Raw genomic sequence first — 17957 nt, 5'->3', positions numbered from 1 at the left:
TTAAATCGTTTCGGGTTGAGTGAGTGATGTCAGGGAAGCCATCAGCGAATGTTTATCGATCTTGCCGTTGGGATTGCGCGTTAACTGGTCCTTGACAACATAACGATGTGGGCACTTATAAGCTTCGAGATGGGTTTTGCAGAACGCCTTTAGGGCAGGCAGATCGATAGCGTCTTGTGCTTCAATACAGGCAACGATCTCTGCACCGTAAACCGGGTGAGGCAGCCCAAGTACCGCGACCTGCAACACACCGGGAAAACGTTTAATCACGCTTTCCACTTCTTTTGGCGCCACCTTTTCACCACAGGATTTTAGGATGTCATCCTGCCGGGAAATGAAGTAAAGCAGGCCGTTTTTGTCCAGACGGCAGATATCGCCGGTATAGAGAACCTGTTCACCAGGAAGCGGGCCTGGGCGTAGTTTCTTTTTTGTTTGTTCTTCATTTCGCCAGTAGCCGCTCATTACCGTGGCGCCTCGGATGACCAACTCACCGGTGGCGTTGGCCGTATGTGCCACGCCATGCTCATCAACCACCCACAGTTCGGTGTTGGGGATAGCGTAGCCGACGCTCTCTTTATTTTCCCTGAGCATGGCGGGCGGAAGCCATGTACAACGATGGCATTCCGTCAGCCCGTACATGGAGAAGATTTCCGCCTGTGGAAATAGGTTCATTAACTTGTCAATGTCTGCGGGATGTAATGCCGCAGCGGTATTGGTGATCTTACGAATTGACGACAGATCATAGCGGCTGGCGAGCGGCGCAATAATGGACAGCATTGAAGGGACGATAGGCAGCAGCGTGGCCTGATTTTTTACCGCGTGCGACAGGGCGAACAGCGGCCTGGTAAAATCACGCTCCAGAATCAGCGTTGCTCCGACTCGCGTTGCCATGATCGCTTGATAAAGTCCGTAGTCGAAACTCATGGGGATGGCGCAGTAAATACGGTCATCCGCCGCCAGTTGCAGGTAGGTACTGACGGATGTCGCGGCGCTAAGCATATTACGCTGCGTAAGCATAACCCCTTTGGGATTTCCGGTAGACCCGGATGTGTAAATCAAGCACGCCAGATCAACGTCAAGCGAGGAGGTGACGGAGACGTTTTGGCTAAACGTTGCTGCGGCTATCTGCCTGAGTGATAGCGTTGCCGCAGAGGGCTTGTCATCTTCCGGTTCGCTGTCATAAATAACGGTTACGGACGTAGTCTGGCCAGGCTCGGCATGAAGCTGGCCTGCGCGGGATGCTTCGGTAATTAAAGTAAAGGCTTCGGCGTTATTGAGTAACCACATTACTCTTTCCAGCGGCGTGTCAGGATTCACAGGGACAAAAACGGCCTGCAAATATTGTGTCGCCCAGAAGCTGACCACAAAATCAATGCTATTCGGAAGCCAGACCAGAACGCGGTCTCCGCGCTTCACGCCCTGGCTTTTTAAGTAATGCGCAGTGTTCTGCACACGCGTCATTAGCTCTGACCAGGTGACGTGCTCGTCAGTCGTAATGATTGCAATATTGTCGGGACGCGAAATGACTGTTTTACTAAGCCAGTTTGTCAGATGAGAAATACTCATTCGGTAACCCCTGTTTCTGATTTAATAATCATCGTGGCGAATGTGCCTGCCACACCCGATGCGAGACTAAGAATGATTTTGCCCTGCAGGTTATTTCCTTGTTGTGAAATAAGCTCACCCAAATTGATGAACGCATCGCTACAAAAACAATGCCCAAGGGTATATAAGTTATCTTTATAAATAATATCGCGGCTGAAACCGACGCGATCGGCAAGGCGGTCAAATGTCACCGGACTGATATGATAGGGTAATAAATAATTCAGTTCGCTTGCCTTATAGGTTGCCTGACTCAAGCTTTGGTGTATCGCTTTATGCATTGTGGGGAGAAATTCACTGTCATATTTATTTTCGCTTTCGCGTGTCGTTGCCCGCATACGTGTACCAAATTCTGCGAGCTGTTTAATTTCCAGCGCCTTAACGTTGAGCGCAGCTTGTGCAGGTGTCGCACTGATAACGCTGGCGCTAAGCCCCTCGCCAAAATATCCATTCTGATCGACATACTGTACGGTCTTATGAAAACATTTCTCACCCGTTATGAGTAAACCGTTGCGCCATTTTCCTGCGTCGAGCTTTGCCTGAATAAACTTCATCGCCAGCATCCCACTGGCGCAGGACGCCTGAGTGACAGAAAAAAACTCAATGTTCTTGTTATTAAAAACATGGCTGAACTGTGCCTGTATTACCGAATTTACGTCAAATGGTGCGACGGCATGAAGGGAATGGGCCCACACGATAAAATCAAGATTTTCAAGTAGTGAAGGCTCGCATTCCTGAATGATTTTATTGGTCAGGTTCTGTAAGAGCGTCGGCAACGCCGTGTCCCGAAACAGGCTGGCTGATTTCAGGTTGTGAAAACGGCTAAATATTTTATCGTTTCGGTTGCCCCATTTATACCGTTCACTGAGTTCACTAATGGGCGTCAGCGTAGGGGAAATTAAATGGGTGATATGGTTTATATACATGATGCGCTGCCTGATAAAAATGCTGCAACCATGATGGCTTCATTTTCTTCCTGAAGAAAAAAATAGCGCGTCGCGGGTTCTGCACATTGTTTTAACAATGCCCAGGGGGCGACCGAGAGCAGCGAGTCATCCCAAACGTGTAGATTAATTTTTTTGGCCGAACTGCGCTCATCGAACCTGGATGCCAGAAAGGCGCTGGTAATAATCACTAAAGGTAATTCACCGTCTGCCGCATCGAAAAATTGCTTCGACAATGTGGCAAGCCAGGACGTGCTCCACGCTACGGGTGGTTGGATTTTTGTATAACCCCTGAAGTTGATCTCATTTTTTGCGCCATGCTGTGAGCCGCGCGGTGCTTTTTTCAAGAGCACCGCGCCTGCGCAGGGCTGTGCTGAAATGGTATCCAGATACCGGCTTTCATGGAGCGATGTATTCTGATCGGCAATTAATAGCAGTGCGCTGCTCCTGGCCTCTTCTTCGTCATCCTCTGCCAGATAGTCCTCAATCAGTGAAAGCGCCAGCCAGGAACTGCTGATGCCATGGTCGCTAACCGCGATGCCGAATGCAGCGTTCGCCTGTACCTCATGCATGACGGCATTCGTCACGGAGTGACCAATAATGGTGTCGTGTGTCCAGTGTGCCAGTACCACCAAATCCAGTGATGCCAGCGGAGCCTGTGCGTTCAGTGTCATCAGGAGCGGCTTTAGCATGGTGAAGAAGGGGTGAGCGCCAGAGGTGAACCACCGATCGACGTGTTCACCTGACGCCGTTTCTTCGCGCCCGTGTGAACAGTAGAGCGCATTCACAAAGGATCTCAGCGCCTCATTCTGCTTTTCATCAGAGGCAAGCTTGTCAACTGAATGGGCATAGGTTTGCCATATCAATTGTGAGGTTGAGAAAGCCAGACTCATCGTGTCACCTTACTCATCGCAGAGCGAAAGCGATTCATAAACCTGAGGAGCCAGCAGGCTTTCGACATTATCCGGCGTGCGGATCAGTACGGCTCTATCGTTTTCAATCAGCAGTTCTGCGGGATGACCGAAGCTAAGGAAATTCACCGGCGAGGCGCTAGCGCCATACGCGCCTGAGTGCCCAATACCAATAAGATCTCCGGCATGTAACCTATCCAGCAGGACGTTTTCACCCAACATATCCGTTGGTGTGCACAATGGACCCGTGACCTGATAACGCTGCTTTTCGCTTGCTCCTGGCGTGCCCAGGCGTGCCATGGGGAAATTGCGCCGTATTAACGAGTTAATGCCAGCGGCGCTACCGTGGCAGTTTGCGCCCCCATCGCAGATAGCGAACCATGCATCACGCGATGATTTCAGACAGTTCACGCGGGTAACGAAGATGCCTGCACGAGCAATCAGGTAACGTCCCAGTTCGATGATGATATGGGTATTGGGGTTAGCCTGTTGATATTGATGGATGACAGGTTGCAGAGCGGCGCCAAGCGCTTCCAGATCCAGCTTTTTTTCATTCTCGAAATAGCGCACTCCAAACCCGCCGCCAACATCGACGAAATCGAACGTCAGTCCATGGGTTTTCTGCAGTTCTTGCGCGAGATTGAGGATGTTCTGTGTATTACGAACAATGGCCTGCCATTCAAGAATGCGGGTGCCGAGATAAATATGGATACCCACCAGCCGCAGGTTGCCGAGTGTGTTCACCTGCTCGATGGCCTGAGGAATTTGCTCTTCATCGATACCAAACTGGCGAGGTTTGCCGCTCATGACGAGCCGGGCTTTCTCTCCGCTAAACGCTGGATTAATGCGCAAGGCTATATTTTGCGTTTTATTGAGCGTCGCGGCGATATCATTCAGCAGACTCAGTTCCTGAATGGACTCAACCACAACGGCTTTGATACCCGCTTCGCAACATGCCGTCAGTTCGGGGGTATGCTTGCCGGGGCCAACAAAAATGATCTCTTCCGGTTTCACTCCGAGCATGAGCGTCGATTTTAACTCTGCTAAGGAGCAGACTTCGGTTCCCGCGCCAGCCTGATGCAGTAATGAAACCAGGGCTTTATTGGGATTCGCTTTAAGGGAGTAAAAGAAACGAATCCCAGCAGGCAGCGCAGCCTTCAGTTCGCTGAAATCTTTCTTAATCTGAGACGCGCTGTACGCATAAAAGGGCGTTGAAATCGTATTCGCCAGGCGTAGGTATGATACGTTTTCAATATGCGTATGGTTGATGAAATCACTATCAGGCGGAAAAGTTGACATAGCCAAACCTCTCACTCAGAAACGTTTTCGTGCTTTCAAGATTTTTAAACTGAAGGAAGAGATCGCTGTCGAGAATATCAAAAAAGCTTCCGCCGGACGTGTCTGCGCTTTCCACGACATCACCGATATCGGAAAGTAAACCAACCAGGTGAACAGAATCAAGAACGCCGGTTGGGCCGTACATTTCTGCGCCGTCCATAATGGCGTCAAGTGTTGACGCTTCAACACCCATTCTACGAAGAGAGGATAATATGAATTCTTCTATGTTTGACTGTAATAAATTCATCGTTCAATGTCCTGATTATGGAAGATTGAATTTAACAACGTTAATTCTAATAATTTCTCTGAGATTGCATTTGTTATATAATTGAAGCAGCTGAGTTGGCTGACTTTTATTATATGAATGTTTCTTGTTTCTATTTATTCTAATTAGTGATTTTTTGCGAAGATGTTTTTTTTAAAGGAATAGAAGTCTTCATTTATCGTGCGCGAGACGAAGTCAGAAATATGGTTGAATATTTCTGCGTCACGTAAAGCGCCGTTATGACCTTTTCCCTGTGTTGTCACAAGCTGACTGTTAGTAAAGGCATCGTTCAACTCGGTTGCATGTTCCATTCCAAGGCTTACGTCTTGCGCGTCATGCACAATCAACACCGGTTGTTTTATCTCATGATATAGGGCCGGGCCAATATGGTCGGGATGAACGCCATAACGTAAGCGATAAATCTTTTTCATAGAGGCGGCGATTCGCACTGGAAGCCGATTGATAGCGACATATCTGTCAACCATTTTTCCATAGCTGCTGGGGCTGCTCATCAGTACCATACTTTTAAATGACATCCCCTGTAATGCCGCCATGCAACTGATTAATCCGCCTGTAGAGTGGCCCATCACGACGGAAAAATTTCCATAGTCTTTTGCTATCTGAAGAACAAAGCGTGCTAAATCATAAAACGAGGTCTTTTTACCCTTTGAGATACCGTGTGCGGGAAGATCGGGCGCAAAAACGGCATATCCCTGCTTTTGAAGCTGCTGCGCTAGTTGGCGAAACATAATACTGCGGCCATCCCAGCCGTGAAGCAGGAGAATTTTTTCAGCATCGGGCGAAGATTGAGGGTAAATAAAGAGCGTTACGGTTTTGCCACGCCACAATAACTCATCCTGTATGCAACTACTCAGCAGCATTAATTCACCTTGCTTATAGGGTAGCGCACGTGTTTTCTCAAACAGGTGAATGGCATAAAGCGCGGAAAACCAGGATGACATTACATGCAACGAATAAAGATCAAACAGACTAATAAGATGACATGCTCTTGCGTAATGTGTGGCTGGCCGTATTTTTGCTTTAAGCAGCAGAGTTGGACGTAACCGCATAATCACTAGTATACGGAGATAATTTTGATGAATCAGACATAAAACGAACAGTAGAGGATAAAAAAAACTATAAAACATTCTTTTCTCCTATTTTAGCTGCCAGTCTGATGAACTCTCTGCCGAAGGCAATAAAATAAATAATATTAAACGCGAGGATAAGATAAAGAATCGTATTCAGCTGAGTAAAGTGCTTCCATCCGGCTAACATAGCGACAACGGTTGCCGCTTCGATAATGACCGTGAGGATGAGAACTCTTTTGGCCTGATCCAATTGTTCAAGCAATGCCTGAAGTGAGGCGACAAAAGGCGTGATAAAAAATGCCGGTAATAACACCATCATCATGCTTGTGCTGATGTACTGGATCTGTTGATCGCCAGAGAGAATACCCACTAGCCGGGACTCCAGAAAATAAACCGCAACGGTCAGCAGCAGATACAGTACGCTGACAAATCCCATGCCACGCTGCAACAGGCGTTTGAGTTCACTATCCGAGTGGGTTGACATCCTTTGGTTGAACATGATGGCCAGCGCTGAACCGCAGGCAACAGCCGGAATGACGATCAGCATTCTGAGGCGGCTCACGACGAGATACGCCGAAACATACTCTTCGCCAATCGTGCCGAGCAAAGGAATGATCAGCACCGAGCTAAAAAACAAAATGACCAACGAGGCGAAAACAGGCAAACCCACGTTCAGCAGCAGGCCCGTGAGGCGGGGGATAAAGGCACCGGGTTGAGGATCGGTACAGCCTTTCCCTGTTTGCCGGACCAGTAAAAGCGCGATGGGAGTGAGCAGCGAAGCAGACAGTGCGTTGGCGATAATCACCGACCAGAAGCCCAGATTCTGCACATGATAGCAGTAATAGCAGATGGCGGCATTGAGCGCGATGTTAGCCAGTACGACCATCATGCTGACGGCACTCTTGCTTTGGCCCCTGAGCGCGCTGTTACACATTTCAAGCATGATGAAAGGCAGCATTGAAACGAAGTAAAGCGGTAAGACCTGGCTATAAAACGCTGGAGTGGCTACCGGCAAAAGCTGCGTTAGCAAAGGCGAACTCAATGAGATGATACCGGCCAGCAATCCAACAATCGCCATGCCCAGCGTTGCCATAATGGCAGTAGCTGGCAGGAGTTTTTGTTTAGACCATTGGTGCATCGAACGCGCGCTGAACACCTGGTTGGAAATCGCCAGGCATTCGAGGATTGAGAGAAATAAAAAGCTAAATGGTTGAATTACAGATAAAACATACAACGATGTTGATTCGTTTCCGTGGCCCAGTATCGCGGTCTGGATATTTTGAGCAAGAGAGACCGCGAAGGCCACAATCACCATCGGCCATGAAAGCTTGATCAGATCTGAAATGTCTCTGCCTACGGACTGGCGCTGCGGCAGGGCAATGTCTGGCGTAGTATTCATGCAGGTTGACCAATGTGTTCAACGGGAAACAGGGTTTCTTCGTCATCGGATTTGCCGTAGAGGCTATAAATCATGACGGACAAGTACGAGAGCGAGTGGCTATTGCCCAGCAGATATCCGTGGCCGCCCATCAACTTTTCAGCTCTGTTTGTCAGAAAGCTGATTTGCCAGTGGTCCTCGTCTATCCCGGAATAATCATCCTGAGAGATACGCAACTCCCACTGCGTGAGCATGAAATCGATTTGATTGCTGATTTCAGCAAATTCGGCCTTGATAAGCTGATGTTTGGTGGTTTTCACCCCAAAGCTCGTCCTCGAAGATAAATGCTGCCAACTGATGGACAGTATCCTCGATAACAGGCCAAGCCTGGCGGCAATGGACACCGGCCCGTAAAGACGATGGAGAGTCTGATACGTTTGTGTCGAGTCTGATTCGATACACAGTCCCATCGCTTCCAGCACGGGATCGGTTTCGCTGTTTTGCTGAACATCTGCAATAAGAGCCAGTTTAACAGCAGGCTCTTGCACATTCTTTTCAGTCATGTTGAGGCGAAACCTCCGTATCGCCTCGTTCGGGGACTGATTTTTAAAGAGTGCGTAGATGTCATTAAAGAGAACATCATGCATCGGCGCTCTCCAGGTCCAGATGCTCGCTGATCCAGGCCATCAGTTTTCCGACGGTGGTGAAAGCATCCTGATTAATCTGATCAGGTTCGAACATTAATCCCGGTATTTGATCTTCGAGCAGCAGCAAAAACTGCACGAATAATACCGAGTCGAGATCCAAATCATCATTGAAGTCGGTACTTTCGGTCACGGTGATGGATGTAGACAAGACTTCATTTAAAGATTTATTTATCGCTACCAGAAGATTTTCCATTGTTTACCTCTTTTCAATTAAGATTCCTGATAACGTGATCCCCATTCCCATAGAGACACACAGGATACGCTTGCCATTAAAGTCTTTCAGCAGTACAGCTAAATTAAATGGTATGTCTGAACAATATGCATGACCATATTCAGGTATGTTTTCCAGAAACAAATGTCCCTGAAAATTAATTTTTGCCATAGCACGTTTTAATTGCGGTATATCCAGGTTTCCTGGCACGATGGCGTCAATTTCATCCAGTCTTAACTTGAATTTTTCCAGAGATTTCAAATAAAACTCAGCATACTTGTCTTCCAGGGTTGAATAGTATTCTCGACGTTCGGATGGCGATTTATCCTGGTGGTTATTATGAAAGTCAGGTAAATGCCTCACCATACTTCCAGTGATATTCCAGGTCGCCTGACCCGCATTTAACAGTAAAGCCAGAGGTATCTCAGCAAGTAGGCCATTATCTAATTTATTAATATCTTTATGAAAAGCCTTCTCGCCGGTTAAAAGAATTAGTGGTTTTTTATTCCTGATTGCTGTTTTTTTTAGAAAATGTATTGCCGATAATGCCGTGGCGCAGTGATTCAGGCTCAGAGTCATTGAATCCCAGTGGCCGATCCCATGCATTTTTGTAATATCTGATAACCAATTTTCATCAAAAAAAGTATTGTGTGTTTGCGTTTTTGCGTAAATCAGTAATCCTGTTTCTTGTTTAAGATAACTGTTTTTTTTTACGACTTCGTGAACCACCGCATTAAGCATTTCTTTATGTGTGCCGACATATTTTGCCACTGATTTTATAGAGTAGAAACGCTCTAAAACTTTACATTGCCCGGCTCTTAGATCGTAGGAAGATGCTAAGTCGGCAACAGGTACTAATGAAATGCGCTCATGCAACCTGTATAAACCGTTTAGAGGAAGCATTTTGAACTCTTATAATAAGTTATGGTTTTGTTGACGACTTGTATAATCTCAGAAGTGGATTTGTTTTTTTGCCTGAAATTGCTCTGGACGCAAGAAATCCCATTTATGAATCCCAAAGATGGAATTGATAGTACGCCTGGCTACCTAATGTGGACACTGCTCTAAGCGAGGTTATGGTTTTCAAACTTTTTGGGGCTGGCGAGGTGTTCGCCGCGTATCCACTATTCGCGTATCTACTATTATTGGTCGCTAAGCACAGACGCATTGGGGATGAATATCACCACCCTAATCTGCGCTGAAATTTGCAGGATTTCATCAGAAAAAGTGATGGATAGCATAAGGTGAGTTGCGTTATGGGCTAACTTCATTACCATGTCGGCATTTTGCATTAATGCTTTCCGGCAATACGTCGGCAGGCGCCAGCGAGAGGATGCGGTGTTGCCCTTGTCTCACATTTCCCAGACCTATTGGATGAACAAAAAACGGGCGGCTATCCTGTTTTCCTGCATGTTGCTGAGCGCATTTTTAGTGATCAGTTGGAGCAGTTATCAGGTTGCCCGCCACTCGCTGTTCGACGAGATTTCAGAAAGCTCGTTGCCGCTTACCAGCGATAATGTTTATTCCGAAATTCAACGTGACCTGCTCAATCCTATTTTTATTTCATCGCTGATGGCGCACGACACCTTCGTGAAAGACTGGGTGCTGTCCAACGAAACGGAGCCGCAAGCGATGATCCGTTATCTCAGGGAAATTGATCGGCGCTTTAATACCGTGGTTTCCTTTTTCGTTTCCGATAATACCCGACGCTATTACGATCCGGAAAAGGTGACCCACACGCTTTCCGAGCAATCACCGGAAGATCAGTGGTTTTTCGATATTAAGAATGCACAGGATAACGAACCATACGATATTGAAATCGGTGTCGATCCGGAAAACCGTACTCGGATGGATATTTTCATCAACTACAAGGTATTCGATTATAACGGTAACTTTATTGGCGTTACCGGTGTCGGTCTGCCGGTGCAACGGGTCACCCAGTTGATTGAAAATTACGAACAGCGCTACAACCGCACCATTTATCTTATCGATGAAAACGGCGACGTCATGCTTCACAGCAAGGGGTTTCGCCGGGCGCTGAACATTCATCAGCAGCCGGGATTACAACAGTTGGCAACCCAAATCCTGACGTCGCCGGGCGGTAACTATCAGTACTCATTGAACAACGAAAATATCTTTCTGAACACCCGTATTATTCCAGAGTTCGGTTGGAAGTTGATGGTGGAGCAGAGCAGCGAGCCGCACGACCAACAGCTGTGGCTTACCCTGCTGAAAAATACCGGGATTAGTATTACTGTCAGCATCACCATGTTGTTGATGATCTGGCTGACTATTGGTGCATATCAGCGGCGGCTTGAGTTGATGGCAACGACCGATAAATTGACCGGGCTGATAAACCGTCAGGCGTTTGAATACATTTTTCAGACCTTTCGTATTAAACAATCGACGCAGCACCGTACCTTCTCCATTATTCTGATCGATCTGGATCACTTCAAAAAAATCAATGACCAGTACGGGCATCACGTTGGTGATCAGGTACTGGTGCGAATCGCTCGATTGATGCAGCGGGCGATTCGCAAAACAGACGCCGCCTGCCGTTGGGGTGGTGAAGAGTTCGTGCTGCTGCTGGAAGGCTGTTCGCTGCATCAGGCTCACCACATCGCCGAGAAGATACGTCAGGCTGTCCGCTTTGCGCTGGTGTCGCATCGCCATCAGGTGATTAATCTGACCATTAGTTGCGGCATAGCGGAGTCGAATCCAGGCGAAAGCATCGACCACCTGATGCAGCGCGCCGACAACGCGTTGTATCAGGCCAAGCGTCAGGGGCGTGATCAGGCGGTTACGGCTGACTAAATGCGGCGAAAAACGGTCGTTATTCCATGTTGTAGGTATCGGACTTATTTCCATCATAATATTTTCAATATAAAGAGGGGATTATGCGTACTGTATCAACCTGTCATGCCGCGTATCGGGATGATATCGCTGACCTGATAACCCGCCGTCCGGTACCGGGGCCGGGCGTACCACAAGTGGACCCGTTTTTGTTTCTGAACCATCACGGTCCACAAGTGTACTTACCGAATAATCAGGGATTGCCTTTTGGGCCGCATCCTCACCGGGGATTTGAAACCGTAACCTTTATTCTGGAAGGCAGCCTGGTGCACCGTGACAGCGGTGGTCATGAAAGCATCATCAACGCGGGTGGCGTTCAGTGGATGACAGCTGGTTCCGGACTGGTTCACTCTGAATTGTCGCCGGATGCGTTCAAACGCCAGGGCGGCGCAATGGAGATCCTGCAACTGTGGGTGAATTTACCCTCTCGCCTGAAGATGACGTCACCCCGATATATCGGTTTGCAACATGATGCCATTCCCCGCGTGCCGTTGGCATCGGGGCGGGGTGATATGCAGTTGATCTCAGGCGTGTATGAGGGTGTAACCGGTCCTATTCCGTCGCTCACCGACGTGTTTATGTCAGTCGTGCAACTGCAATCAGATGCTGAGGTGACGTTACCCGCACCGAAGGGAAACAACGTGTTTTTATATGTGGTGCGTGGTGCGGTGGGTATCGCAGGTACCCCTGTTTCACAGTGGAATCTGGTGGAGATGCATGATGATGGTGATACCGTTGTTATCAAGGCTACGGATGAGACGGTGTTGCTGTTTGGGTATGCGGAGCCGATAGACGAGCCTGTCGTGTCTTATGGGCCATTTGTGATGAATACGCGCGAAGAGATCCAGCAAGCGATAGCGGATTACCATGCCGGGAAATTTGATAAGGTTTGACCTGCATGGTCAGAGCAAACGGGCGATTGACGACGCCCGCACAACCGGCGAGGCAGGAGAACGTCCCCGGTTTGCAGGGAACAAAGCAACGCATCACGTTTACTGGTTAATAGGTCAGGTACGGGTGGCGTTAGAGAGAGGGTGAGCTTCCCGATAAGACGCTCACCCGTGTTTGCTGCCAGACAGGACGTGGTGTCACAACAGGCCGTCGTGACGTGCCTATATACAGCCATAAGATAGTAGTTAAGCACCTGATTCGTTACATCACGCGGTGTAAACCACGTAGAGCGGTATCGGTTCATTCGCCTGCGGTAGCGCCCGTGTGTATCGCTCCGTCTGTTCACAGATTTCCAATAACGCCGGGATGAGGTGTGCGGCGGCATTTAGACTGGCGCCCAACTGGTAGCGTTGTTCGGGTTCGATGCCGTCGCCATTTTGCAGCCGGTCGCCAAGTTCACTGAGTCCATGGCATAAACCAGAAACGGATTCAGCGGCGATAGCGCCAAGGTCACACAACTGAACCTCATCAAACTGGTAGAACGGCAGGCTGGCGATCAGGTCACGAAAAAGGGTGATGCTGCTGTCAGCGGGAGTCGCGTTGGTGTCCGTCATAATTAAGTCTTCCATTGCCAGATGGTTATGTCGCTACGCCTTCAGGTTCCAGGCTAAAGGTGTGGCCCAGACAAGGTTGGAACACCGGATCTGTTGGCCGGCCAACCTTCTGGTTGCCCTGCCTGAGCTACGGATACTTACTGAAAAACAACGTGTTTTTCAGCTCCAGATATTCGGGTTCCACGCCCGGCTGCGGATGTTGCCGCCGCACACACACTCTATGCCAGTCGTTAATAAGGTAAAATGGGCTGTATGGATTTACAGTGAGGTTGCGACTCGTTTTGGAATGATGCTCGCAATATGAACATTTCAATCAGGAAGAACGTGCATTACATTTCACGCCTTTCTCTGTGGTGAGGATGGTGTTCCGGCTCACACCCCATGCTTCCCCCGTTTTTCCCTATTTACCGCCGCAAATCCTGGGGCGTGACAACAACACCGATGTGGAATGGCATCGCTTAGCATCGTTGCCAGTTTCATGGCTTTTATCGGGGGGCAAGCGCTTCCTCCGCTTTCTGAGTATCCTTGCTTATCCCTTCTGCGTGTTGTTCCCCATAAACCGGTCAAATCCACAAAAACGGTCACATTCGGTCATGTTAATTTATTGATACATTTATTAGTGTGCTTATGTTAAGGCACGATAATGGCCGTTAAAACGGTACTTTTTGTGACATTCATCACCTTTAATTCTTCTGGTGATGCAAGTTTCATTTTTATTTTCCACCAGGATCACTGAATGCAGCCCCGTCATTTTCCCTCCCCCGGTCTTTTGCCCAGGGCACATTTTGTGTTCCCGCTATCCATTACCTTTATACCCACAGGAGGTCGCCATGTTGCCGATTGAGCGTCAGCAGCGCATTGTCGAGCAATTAACCGTACATGGTCGTGTATTGGTTTCAGAACTGGTGAAGTTATGCCAGGTGTCACAGGAAACTATCCGGCGAGATTTATCGCTGCTGGAAAAGAAAGGGGTGTTATTACGCAGTCACGGTGGTGCTGTTATTGTCCCGCGCAGTCAGGGAAATACACCCACAATAAGTGCTGGACGCAGCGAGCAGGAAGCCACATTTCGTCAGCGCATGAATGAAAATGTGACGCCGAAAATGCAAATAGCAAAACGTGTGCTGGATTTTATTAGCCCCGGCGATTGTATTTTGCTCGACAGCAGCACCACCTGCTGGTTTTTAGCGCGGCAATTGCCGGATATTGAATTAACCGTATTAACCAATTCATTGCGCACGGTGCAAACGTTGGCACCGAAAGGGAATATTCGCACCATTTGTCTGGGTGGAGAATATTCTGACCGCTATGAAGATTTTAGCGGTGTGGTGGCGGAGCAACCATTAAAGGAGTTTTTAATTAATAAGATTTTCTTTTCCTGTAGCAGTTTGGGGAATGACGGTTATTTACGTGAGGGCAATGAAAATAGCGCCCATTTAAAACAACAAATGCTGCTGGCATCGGAAAGAAAATATTTATTAATGGACGCCAGTAAATTTTCTCATCCATCGTTCGCACGTATTTGTCATTACCGCGATGTGGATTTTCTGATTACCGACAGTTTGAAAGATAAAGCGCTTCAACAGGAACTGGCATGGAATGGCGTCAATATTATCGATTGTTCACAACGTCCGTCCGCCATGCAGTTAATTAATAACTCGATCGGAGAAGCATAATGAAAAAGACCTTACTCGCCTGTACCTTGCTGACGTTGTTTGCTGCTTCTGCACACGCCGCTGATAAGCTGCGCATGGGAGTGGTGGTGAAAATCGGCGGCATTCCGTGGTTTAACGCGATGGAGGCCGGTATCAAGAGTGAAGCGGCTAAACGCGGCATTGATGCCTGGCAGGTCGGGCCGACCTCGGCAGACCCGGCGTTACAGGTACGCGCGATTGAAGATCTGATCGCCCAGAAGGTGGACATCATCGGCGTAGTGCCGAACGACCCGAAAGTACTGGAGCCGGTACTGAAACGCGCTCAGGAAGCGGGCATCAAGGTGCTGGTGCACGAGTCGCCGGGACAGAATTACGCCGACTGGGATTTTGAGCTGGTTGACGCCAAAACCCACGGTGAGAACCACATGAAAGCGCTGGCGGACTGCATGAAAGGCGAGGGCAAATATGCCGCCTACGTCGGCAGCCTGACGGTGCCGCTGCACAACGCCTGGGTTGATTCCGCCGTGGCGTGGCAGAAAGCCCACTATCCGAAGATGGAACTGGTGGCGGATAAGTTCGGCGTTGGCGAATCGCTGGATGACTCTATCCGCACCACCAACGAGCTGATGTCTAAATACCCCGATCTGAAAGGCATTATCGCGTTTGGTTCGCAGGGCCCCATCGGTGCCGGTCGTGCCGTCATGGCGCGCAACAAGATTGACCAGATCTGCGTTATCGGTTCGTTTAGCCCCGGTCAGGGCCAGTCGCTGGTTAACCGTGGCGCTATCAAGGGCGGCTATATCTGGAATCCGATGACGGCGGGCGAGGTGTTCGTGCGGCTGGCGGATATGATCCAGAAGAAGGAAGTCATTACCGACGGCATGACCATCGATGGCCTGGGCAAAGTGAAGGTGGATAGCCAGACCCACACCATTCTCGGCAACACGACCGAGAGCCTGGATAAAGCTAACCTGCCGAAACTGGTCAAGATGGGGTTGTAAGCGATGAACGCGGCTGAACCACAGACGCTGATTGCGCTGGAGAACCTGTCGAAAACCTTCGGCGGCAACCGGGCGCTGAGCGATATCTCGCTGTCGCTGATGGCGGGAGAAGTGCACTGTCTGGCTGGCACCAACGGCTGTGGCAAGAGTACCTTGATCAAGGTGATATCCGGGGTACATGCCCCGGATAGCGGCAGCCGTATCCGACTGGGAGAAGGCGACGCACTCTCGCGCCTCACCGCACGGCAGGCGCGTGATTTTGGCGTTCAGGTGATTTATCAGGACCTGTCGTTGTTTCCCAACCTGAGCGTGGCGGAAAACATCGCCTTCGAGCATAACCTGAACGGGTTGTTCGGCTGGTACAGTGCCCGCCGGGTGCGCGACACCGCGCAGCGCATCATCAACGAATTGCAGTTCGACCTGCAACTCGATGCCACGGTGGCGGCGCTGTCCATTGCGCAGCGCCAGCAGGTGGCGATCTGCCGGGCGCTGGTAGCGGAGGCTCGGCTGGTTGTCATGGACGAACCGACCGCCTCACTGACCCGCACCGAAGTCAACCAACTGCTGCGCACCGTGCGCTATCTGAAAGACAAAAACATCTGCGTGGTGTTCGTTAGTCACCGGCTGGATGAAGTGCTGGAGATCTCCGACCGGGTAACGGTGATCCGTGATGGCCGTAAGGTCGGCACCTGGCCTGCCAGCGAGATGGACGGCGCGCGGCTGACCGAGCTGATGACCGGCCTGACGCTCGACTATCAATTGAAAGCTCCCACCAGCAATCCGGATCGTGTGTTGCTGGAGGTGGAGAGGCTGAGTCGCGCCGGGCAGTACCACGATGTCAGCTTCCGGCTGCATCAGGGCGAAGTGCTGGGGCTGTGTGGGTTGCTCGGCTCCGGGCGTACCGAGCTGGCGTTGTCGTTGTTCGGCATGACCCAGCCCGACAGCGGAAAAATCTGGCTCGACAGCAAGCCGGTGCGCTTTCGCCACCATGAGGATGCCATCAAATCCGGTATCGGTTATGTGTCGGAAGACCGGCTGACGCTGGGGTTGATCCAGCAGCAGTCGGTAGCGGACAACATGGTGTTGACCATCCTTGACCAACTGCGCAGTCGCTTCCATCTGATTGACGAATACCGCAAGAACACGCTGATTCTGCGCTGGATCCAGCAACTGGGGGTGCGGGTGGCGGACCCGGAACAGGCGATCTCCACGTTGTCTGGCGGCAACCAGCAAAAGATCGTGCTGGCCAAATGGGTGCTGACCCAGCCGAGGATACTGATCCTCGACTCGCCCACCGTTGGGGTGGATGTGGGCGCCAAAGCCAGCATCTATCAGTTGATCCACCAACTGGCCCGTGAGGGGCTTTCCATCATCCTGATTTCCGACGAAGTGCCGGAAGTCTACTACAACTGCGACCGGGTACTGCATTTTCAGGATGGCACCATCCATGCCGAATACCGGCCACACGACATCGCGCAACAGCAACTGGCGGAGGTGATCAATGCCTGACATATCCTGGTTGAAACCGCAGTCGAGCCAGGGCTGGCTGGCCTGGGTGCTGCTGTGTTTCGTGGTGTTTTTCTCCCTTGCCAGCGACCAGTTCCTGACGTGGCAAAACCTGCTCGACCTGGCGGATACCTATGCCGTTACCGGTATTTTTGCGCTGGGGTTGTTCGTGGTGCTGGTGACCGGCGGCATCGATATTTCGTTCGCGGCGGTGGCCTCGGTAACGCAATACCTGATCGCGTCGCTGTTCGTGAATGCCGGTCTTGATAACCCGGTGGTCAGCATCGGGCTGGCGATGCTGTGCGGCGCGCTGCTCGGCATGATCAACGCGGTGTTGATCTACTCGCTGCGTATCGTGTCGATCATCATCACCATCAGTATGCAGTCGCTGCTGTTTGGCTTGCTGATGTGGCTGACCAATGGCCACAGCCTGTACAGCTTGCCGGAATGGTGGGTGACGCTGCGCAGCGTATTGCCGTTTACCGTTAACGGCCAAAGTTACCAAATAGGCCTGCCATTAACGTTGATGCTGGTGATCGCGCTGTTCACCTGGGTCCTGCTCAACAAAACCCACCTTGGCCGCCAGTTATACGCCACCGGCGGCGATCAGGAATCGGCAAGGCGCATCGGGATTCGCGTCGGGTTGATCCACCTGCTGGCTTACGGCTACCTCGGCGTGATGGCGGCAGTCGGCGGGCTGGTGCAGGTCTACCGTGTCGGCGAAGTGGTGCCGAATGCGCTGGTGGGCGGCGAACTGGACGTGCTGGCCGCCACCGTGCTCGGCGGTGCCAGCCTGATGGGCGGCAAAGGCACCGTCACCGGCACGCTGATGGGCGTGTTTCTGATAGCCATCCTCAAGAACGGCCTCAACCTGATTGGCGTCTCCAGCTATTTCATGAACATCGTCATCGGCGCAGTGATCATGCTGGCGATAACCGTTACCCACTACAAAAAACGGAAGGAAACCGATGTCAGTTTTACCTGAACGAC

Annotated in this window: 17 protein-coding genes; 6 read left to right on the top strand and 11 right to left on the bottom strand. The window is 50.3% G+C overall.

Annotation, left to right across the window (positions count from 1 at the left end):
* From Dpoa569_RS17470 to Dpoa569_RS17425, 10 genes are all read right to left on the bottom strand, one after another.
* Complete coding sequence (locus Dpoa569_RS17470; RefSeq protein WP_050569374.1) at positions 1-1566, bottom strand: class I adenylate-forming enzyme family protein; 1566 nt, start codon at positions 1564-1566, stop codon at positions 1-3.
* A complete protein-coding gene (locus Dpoa569_RS17465) occupies positions 1563-2528 on the bottom strand; it encodes a beta-ketoacyl-[acyl-carrier-protein] synthase family protein (protein WP_042868214.1) in 966 nt (321 codons plus the stop codon). The genes Dpoa569_RS17470 and Dpoa569_RS17465 overlap by 4 nt, the downstream gene beginning before the upstream one ends.
* The gene (locus Dpoa569_RS17460) at positions 2519-3439 is read right to left on the bottom strand and encodes a hypothetical protein (protein WP_042868216.1); all 921 of its coding nucleotides are present in this window, start codon (positions 3437-3439) and stop codon (positions 2519-2521) included. Before Dpoa569_RS17460 ends, Dpoa569_RS17465 begins: the two co-directional genes overlap by 10 nt.
* A gap of 9 nt (positions 3440-3448) precedes the next feature.
* Positions 3449-4756, bottom strand: a complete 1308-nt coding sequence (locus tag Dpoa569_RS17455) for a type III PLP-dependent enzyme (protein WP_042868219.1) — start codon at positions 4754-4756, stop codon at positions 3449-3451.
* The gene (locus Dpoa569_RS17450; RefSeq protein WP_042868222.1) at positions 4737-5042 is read right to left on the bottom strand and encodes a hypothetical protein; all 306 of its coding nucleotides are present in this window, start codon (positions 5040-5042) and stop codon (positions 4737-4739) included. The genes Dpoa569_RS17455 and Dpoa569_RS17450 overlap by 20 nt, the downstream gene beginning before the upstream one ends.
* 143 nt (positions 5043-5185) lie before the next feature.
* Positions 5186-6208, bottom strand: coding sequence for an alpha/beta fold hydrolase (locus tag Dpoa569_RS17445; RefSeq protein ID WP_042868225.1), 1023 nt, complete (start codon positions 6206-6208; stop codon positions 5186-5188).
* Positions 6198-7550 (bottom strand): MATE family efflux transporter, encoded by a 1353-nt coding sequence (locus Dpoa569_RS17440; protein ID WP_042868227.1) that lies wholly within the window; start codon positions 7548-7550, stop codon positions 6198-6200. The genes Dpoa569_RS17445 and Dpoa569_RS17440 overlap by 11 nt, the downstream gene beginning before the upstream one ends.
* Complete coding sequence (locus Dpoa569_RS17435; RefSeq protein WP_042868229.1) at positions 7547-8176, bottom strand: acyl-CoA dehydrogenase family protein; 630 nt, start codon at positions 8174-8176, stop codon at positions 7547-7549. Before Dpoa569_RS17435 ends, Dpoa569_RS17440 begins: the two co-directional genes overlap by 4 nt.
* A complete protein-coding gene (locus Dpoa569_RS17430; RefSeq protein WP_042868231.1) occupies positions 8169-8429 on the bottom strand; it encodes a phosphopantetheine-binding protein in 261 nt (86 codons plus the stop codon). Before Dpoa569_RS17430 ends, Dpoa569_RS17435 begins: the two co-directional genes overlap by 8 nt.
* A 3-nt stretch (positions 8430-8432) precedes the next feature.
* Positions 8433-9350, bottom strand: coding sequence for a 3-oxoacyl-[acyl-carrier-protein] synthase III C-terminal domain-containing protein (locus Dpoa569_RS17425; RefSeq protein ID WP_042868233.1), 918 nt, complete (start codon positions 9348-9350; stop codon positions 8433-8435).
* A gap of 471 nt (positions 9351-9821) precedes the next feature.
* Here Dpoa569_RS17425 and Dpoa569_RS17420 point away from each other — a divergent pair, with 471 nt between their 5' ends.
* Positions 9822-11261 (top strand): sensor domain-containing diguanylate cyclase, encoded by a 1440-nt coding sequence (locus Dpoa569_RS17420; protein WP_042868235.1) that lies wholly within the window; start codon positions 9822-9824, stop codon positions 11259-11261.
* Positions 11262-11344: 83 nt separating this feature from the next.
* Complete coding sequence (locus Dpoa569_RS17415) at positions 11345-12193, top strand: pirin family protein (protein ID WP_042868236.1); 849 nt, start codon at positions 11345-11347, stop codon at positions 12191-12193.
* A 264-nt stretch (positions 12194-12457) separates the two neighbouring features.
* Here Dpoa569_RS17415 and Dpoa569_RS17410 read toward each other — a convergent pair whose 3' ends face one another.
* Complete coding sequence (locus Dpoa569_RS17410; RefSeq protein WP_042868238.1) at positions 12458-12805, bottom strand: hypothetical protein; 348 nt, start codon at positions 12803-12805, stop codon at positions 12458-12460.
* A gap of 830 nt (positions 12806-13635) precedes the next feature.
* On the opposite strand from Dpoa569_RS17410, the gene Dpoa569_RS17405 reads away from it, so the two are divergent.
* Genes Dpoa569_RS17405 through Dpoa569_RS17390 form a run of 4 tightly spaced genes read left to right on the top strand, consistent with a single transcriptional unit; the run spans position 13636 to position 17952 of the window.
* Complete coding sequence (locus Dpoa569_RS17405) at positions 13636-14481, top strand: DeoR/GlpR family DNA-binding transcription regulator (protein WP_042868242.1); 846 nt, start codon at positions 13636-13638, stop codon at positions 14479-14481.
* The gene (locus tag Dpoa569_RS17400; protein ID WP_042868244.1) at positions 14481-15461 is read left to right on the top strand and encodes a substrate-binding domain-containing protein; all 981 of its coding nucleotides are present in this window, start codon (positions 14481-14483) and stop codon (positions 15459-15461) included. Before Dpoa569_RS17405 ends, Dpoa569_RS17400 begins: the two co-directional genes overlap by 1 nt.
* 3 nt (positions 15462-15464) lie before the next feature.
* A complete protein-coding gene (locus Dpoa569_RS17395; RefSeq protein ID WP_042868246.1) occupies positions 15465-16970 on the top strand; it encodes a sugar ABC transporter ATP-binding protein in 1506 nt (501 codons plus the stop codon).
* Positions 16963-17952, top strand: coding sequence for an ABC transporter permease (locus Dpoa569_RS17390; protein ID WP_042868248.1), 990 nt, complete (start codon positions 16963-16965; stop codon positions 17950-17952). Before Dpoa569_RS17395 ends, Dpoa569_RS17390 begins: the two co-directional genes overlap by 8 nt.
* Positions 17953-17957 lie beyond the last annotated feature (5 nt).

It is taken from the genome of Dickeya poaceiphila (genome assembly GCF_007858975.2).
Taxonomy (GTDB): Bacteria; Pseudomonadota; Gammaproteobacteria; order Enterobacterales; family Enterobacteriaceae; genus Dickeya; species Dickeya poaceiphila.
The sequence above is the reverse complement of the archived record's forward strand: the minus strand, read 5'-3'. Positions and strand labels throughout refer to the sequence as shown.

Coding starts and splice junctions, on each gene's coding strand:
- Dpoa569_RS17400 (WP_042868244.1), top strand. CDS start 14,481: ATGAAAAAGACCTTACTCGCCTGTACCTTGCTGACGTTGTTTGCTGCT.
- Dpoa569_RS17420 (WP_042868235.1), top strand. CDS start 9,822: ATGAACAAAAAACGGGCGGCTATCCTGTTTTCCTGCATGTTGCTGAGC.
- Dpoa569_RS17450 (WP_042868222.1), bottom strand. CDS start 5,042: ATGAATTTATTACAGTCAAACATAGAAGAATTCATATTATCCTCTCTT.
- Dpoa569_RS17405 (WP_042868242.1), top strand. CDS start 13,636: ATGTTGCCGATTGAGCGTCAGCAGCGCATTGTCGAGCAATTAACCGTA.
- Dpoa569_RS17425 (WP_042868233.1), bottom strand. CDS start 9,350: ATGCTTCCTCTAAACGGTTTATACAGGTTGCATGAGCGCATTTCATTA.
- Dpoa569_RS17465 (WP_042868214.1), bottom strand. CDS start 2,528: ATGTATATAAACCATATCACCCATTTAATTTCCCCTACGCTGACGCCC.
- Dpoa569_RS17395 (WP_042868246.1), top strand. CDS start 15,465: ATGAACGCGGCTGAACCACAGACGCTGATTGCGCTGGAGAACCTGTCG.
- Dpoa569_RS17445 (WP_042868225.1), bottom strand. CDS start 6,208: ATGTTTTATAGTTTTTTTTATCCTCTACTGTTCGTTTTATGTCTGATT.
- Dpoa569_RS17460 (WP_042868216.1), bottom strand. CDS start 3,439: ATGAGTCTGGCTTTCTCAACCTCACAATTGATATGGCAAACCTATGCC.
- Dpoa569_RS17440 (WP_042868227.1), bottom strand. CDS start 7,550: ATGAATACTACGCCAGACATTGCCCTGCCGCAGCGCCAGTCCGTAGGC.
- Dpoa569_RS17390 (WP_042868248.1), top strand. CDS start 16,963: ATGCCTGACATATCCTGGTTGAAACCGCAGTCGAGCCAGGGCTGGCTG.
- Dpoa569_RS17470 (WP_050569374.1), bottom strand. CDS start 1,566: ATGAGTATTTCTCATCTGACAAACTGGCTTAGTAAAACAGTCATTTCG.
- Dpoa569_RS17410 (WP_042868238.1), bottom strand. CDS start 12,805: ATGACGGACACCAACGCGACTCCCGCTGACAGCAGCATCACCCTTTTT.
- Dpoa569_RS17415 (WP_042868236.1), top strand. CDS start 11,345: ATGCGTACTGTATCAACCTGTCATGCCGCGTATCGGGATGATATCGCT.
- Dpoa569_RS17455 (WP_042868219.1), bottom strand. CDS start 4,756: ATGTCAACTTTTCCGCCTGATAGTGATTTCATCAACCATACGCATATT.
- Dpoa569_RS17430 (WP_042868231.1), bottom strand. CDS start 8,429: ATGGAAAATCTTCTGGTAGCGATAAATAAATCTTTAAATGAAGTCTTG.
- Dpoa569_RS17435 (WP_042868229.1), bottom strand. CDS start 8,176: ATGCATGATGTTCTCTTTAATGACATCTACGCACTCTTTAAAAATCAG.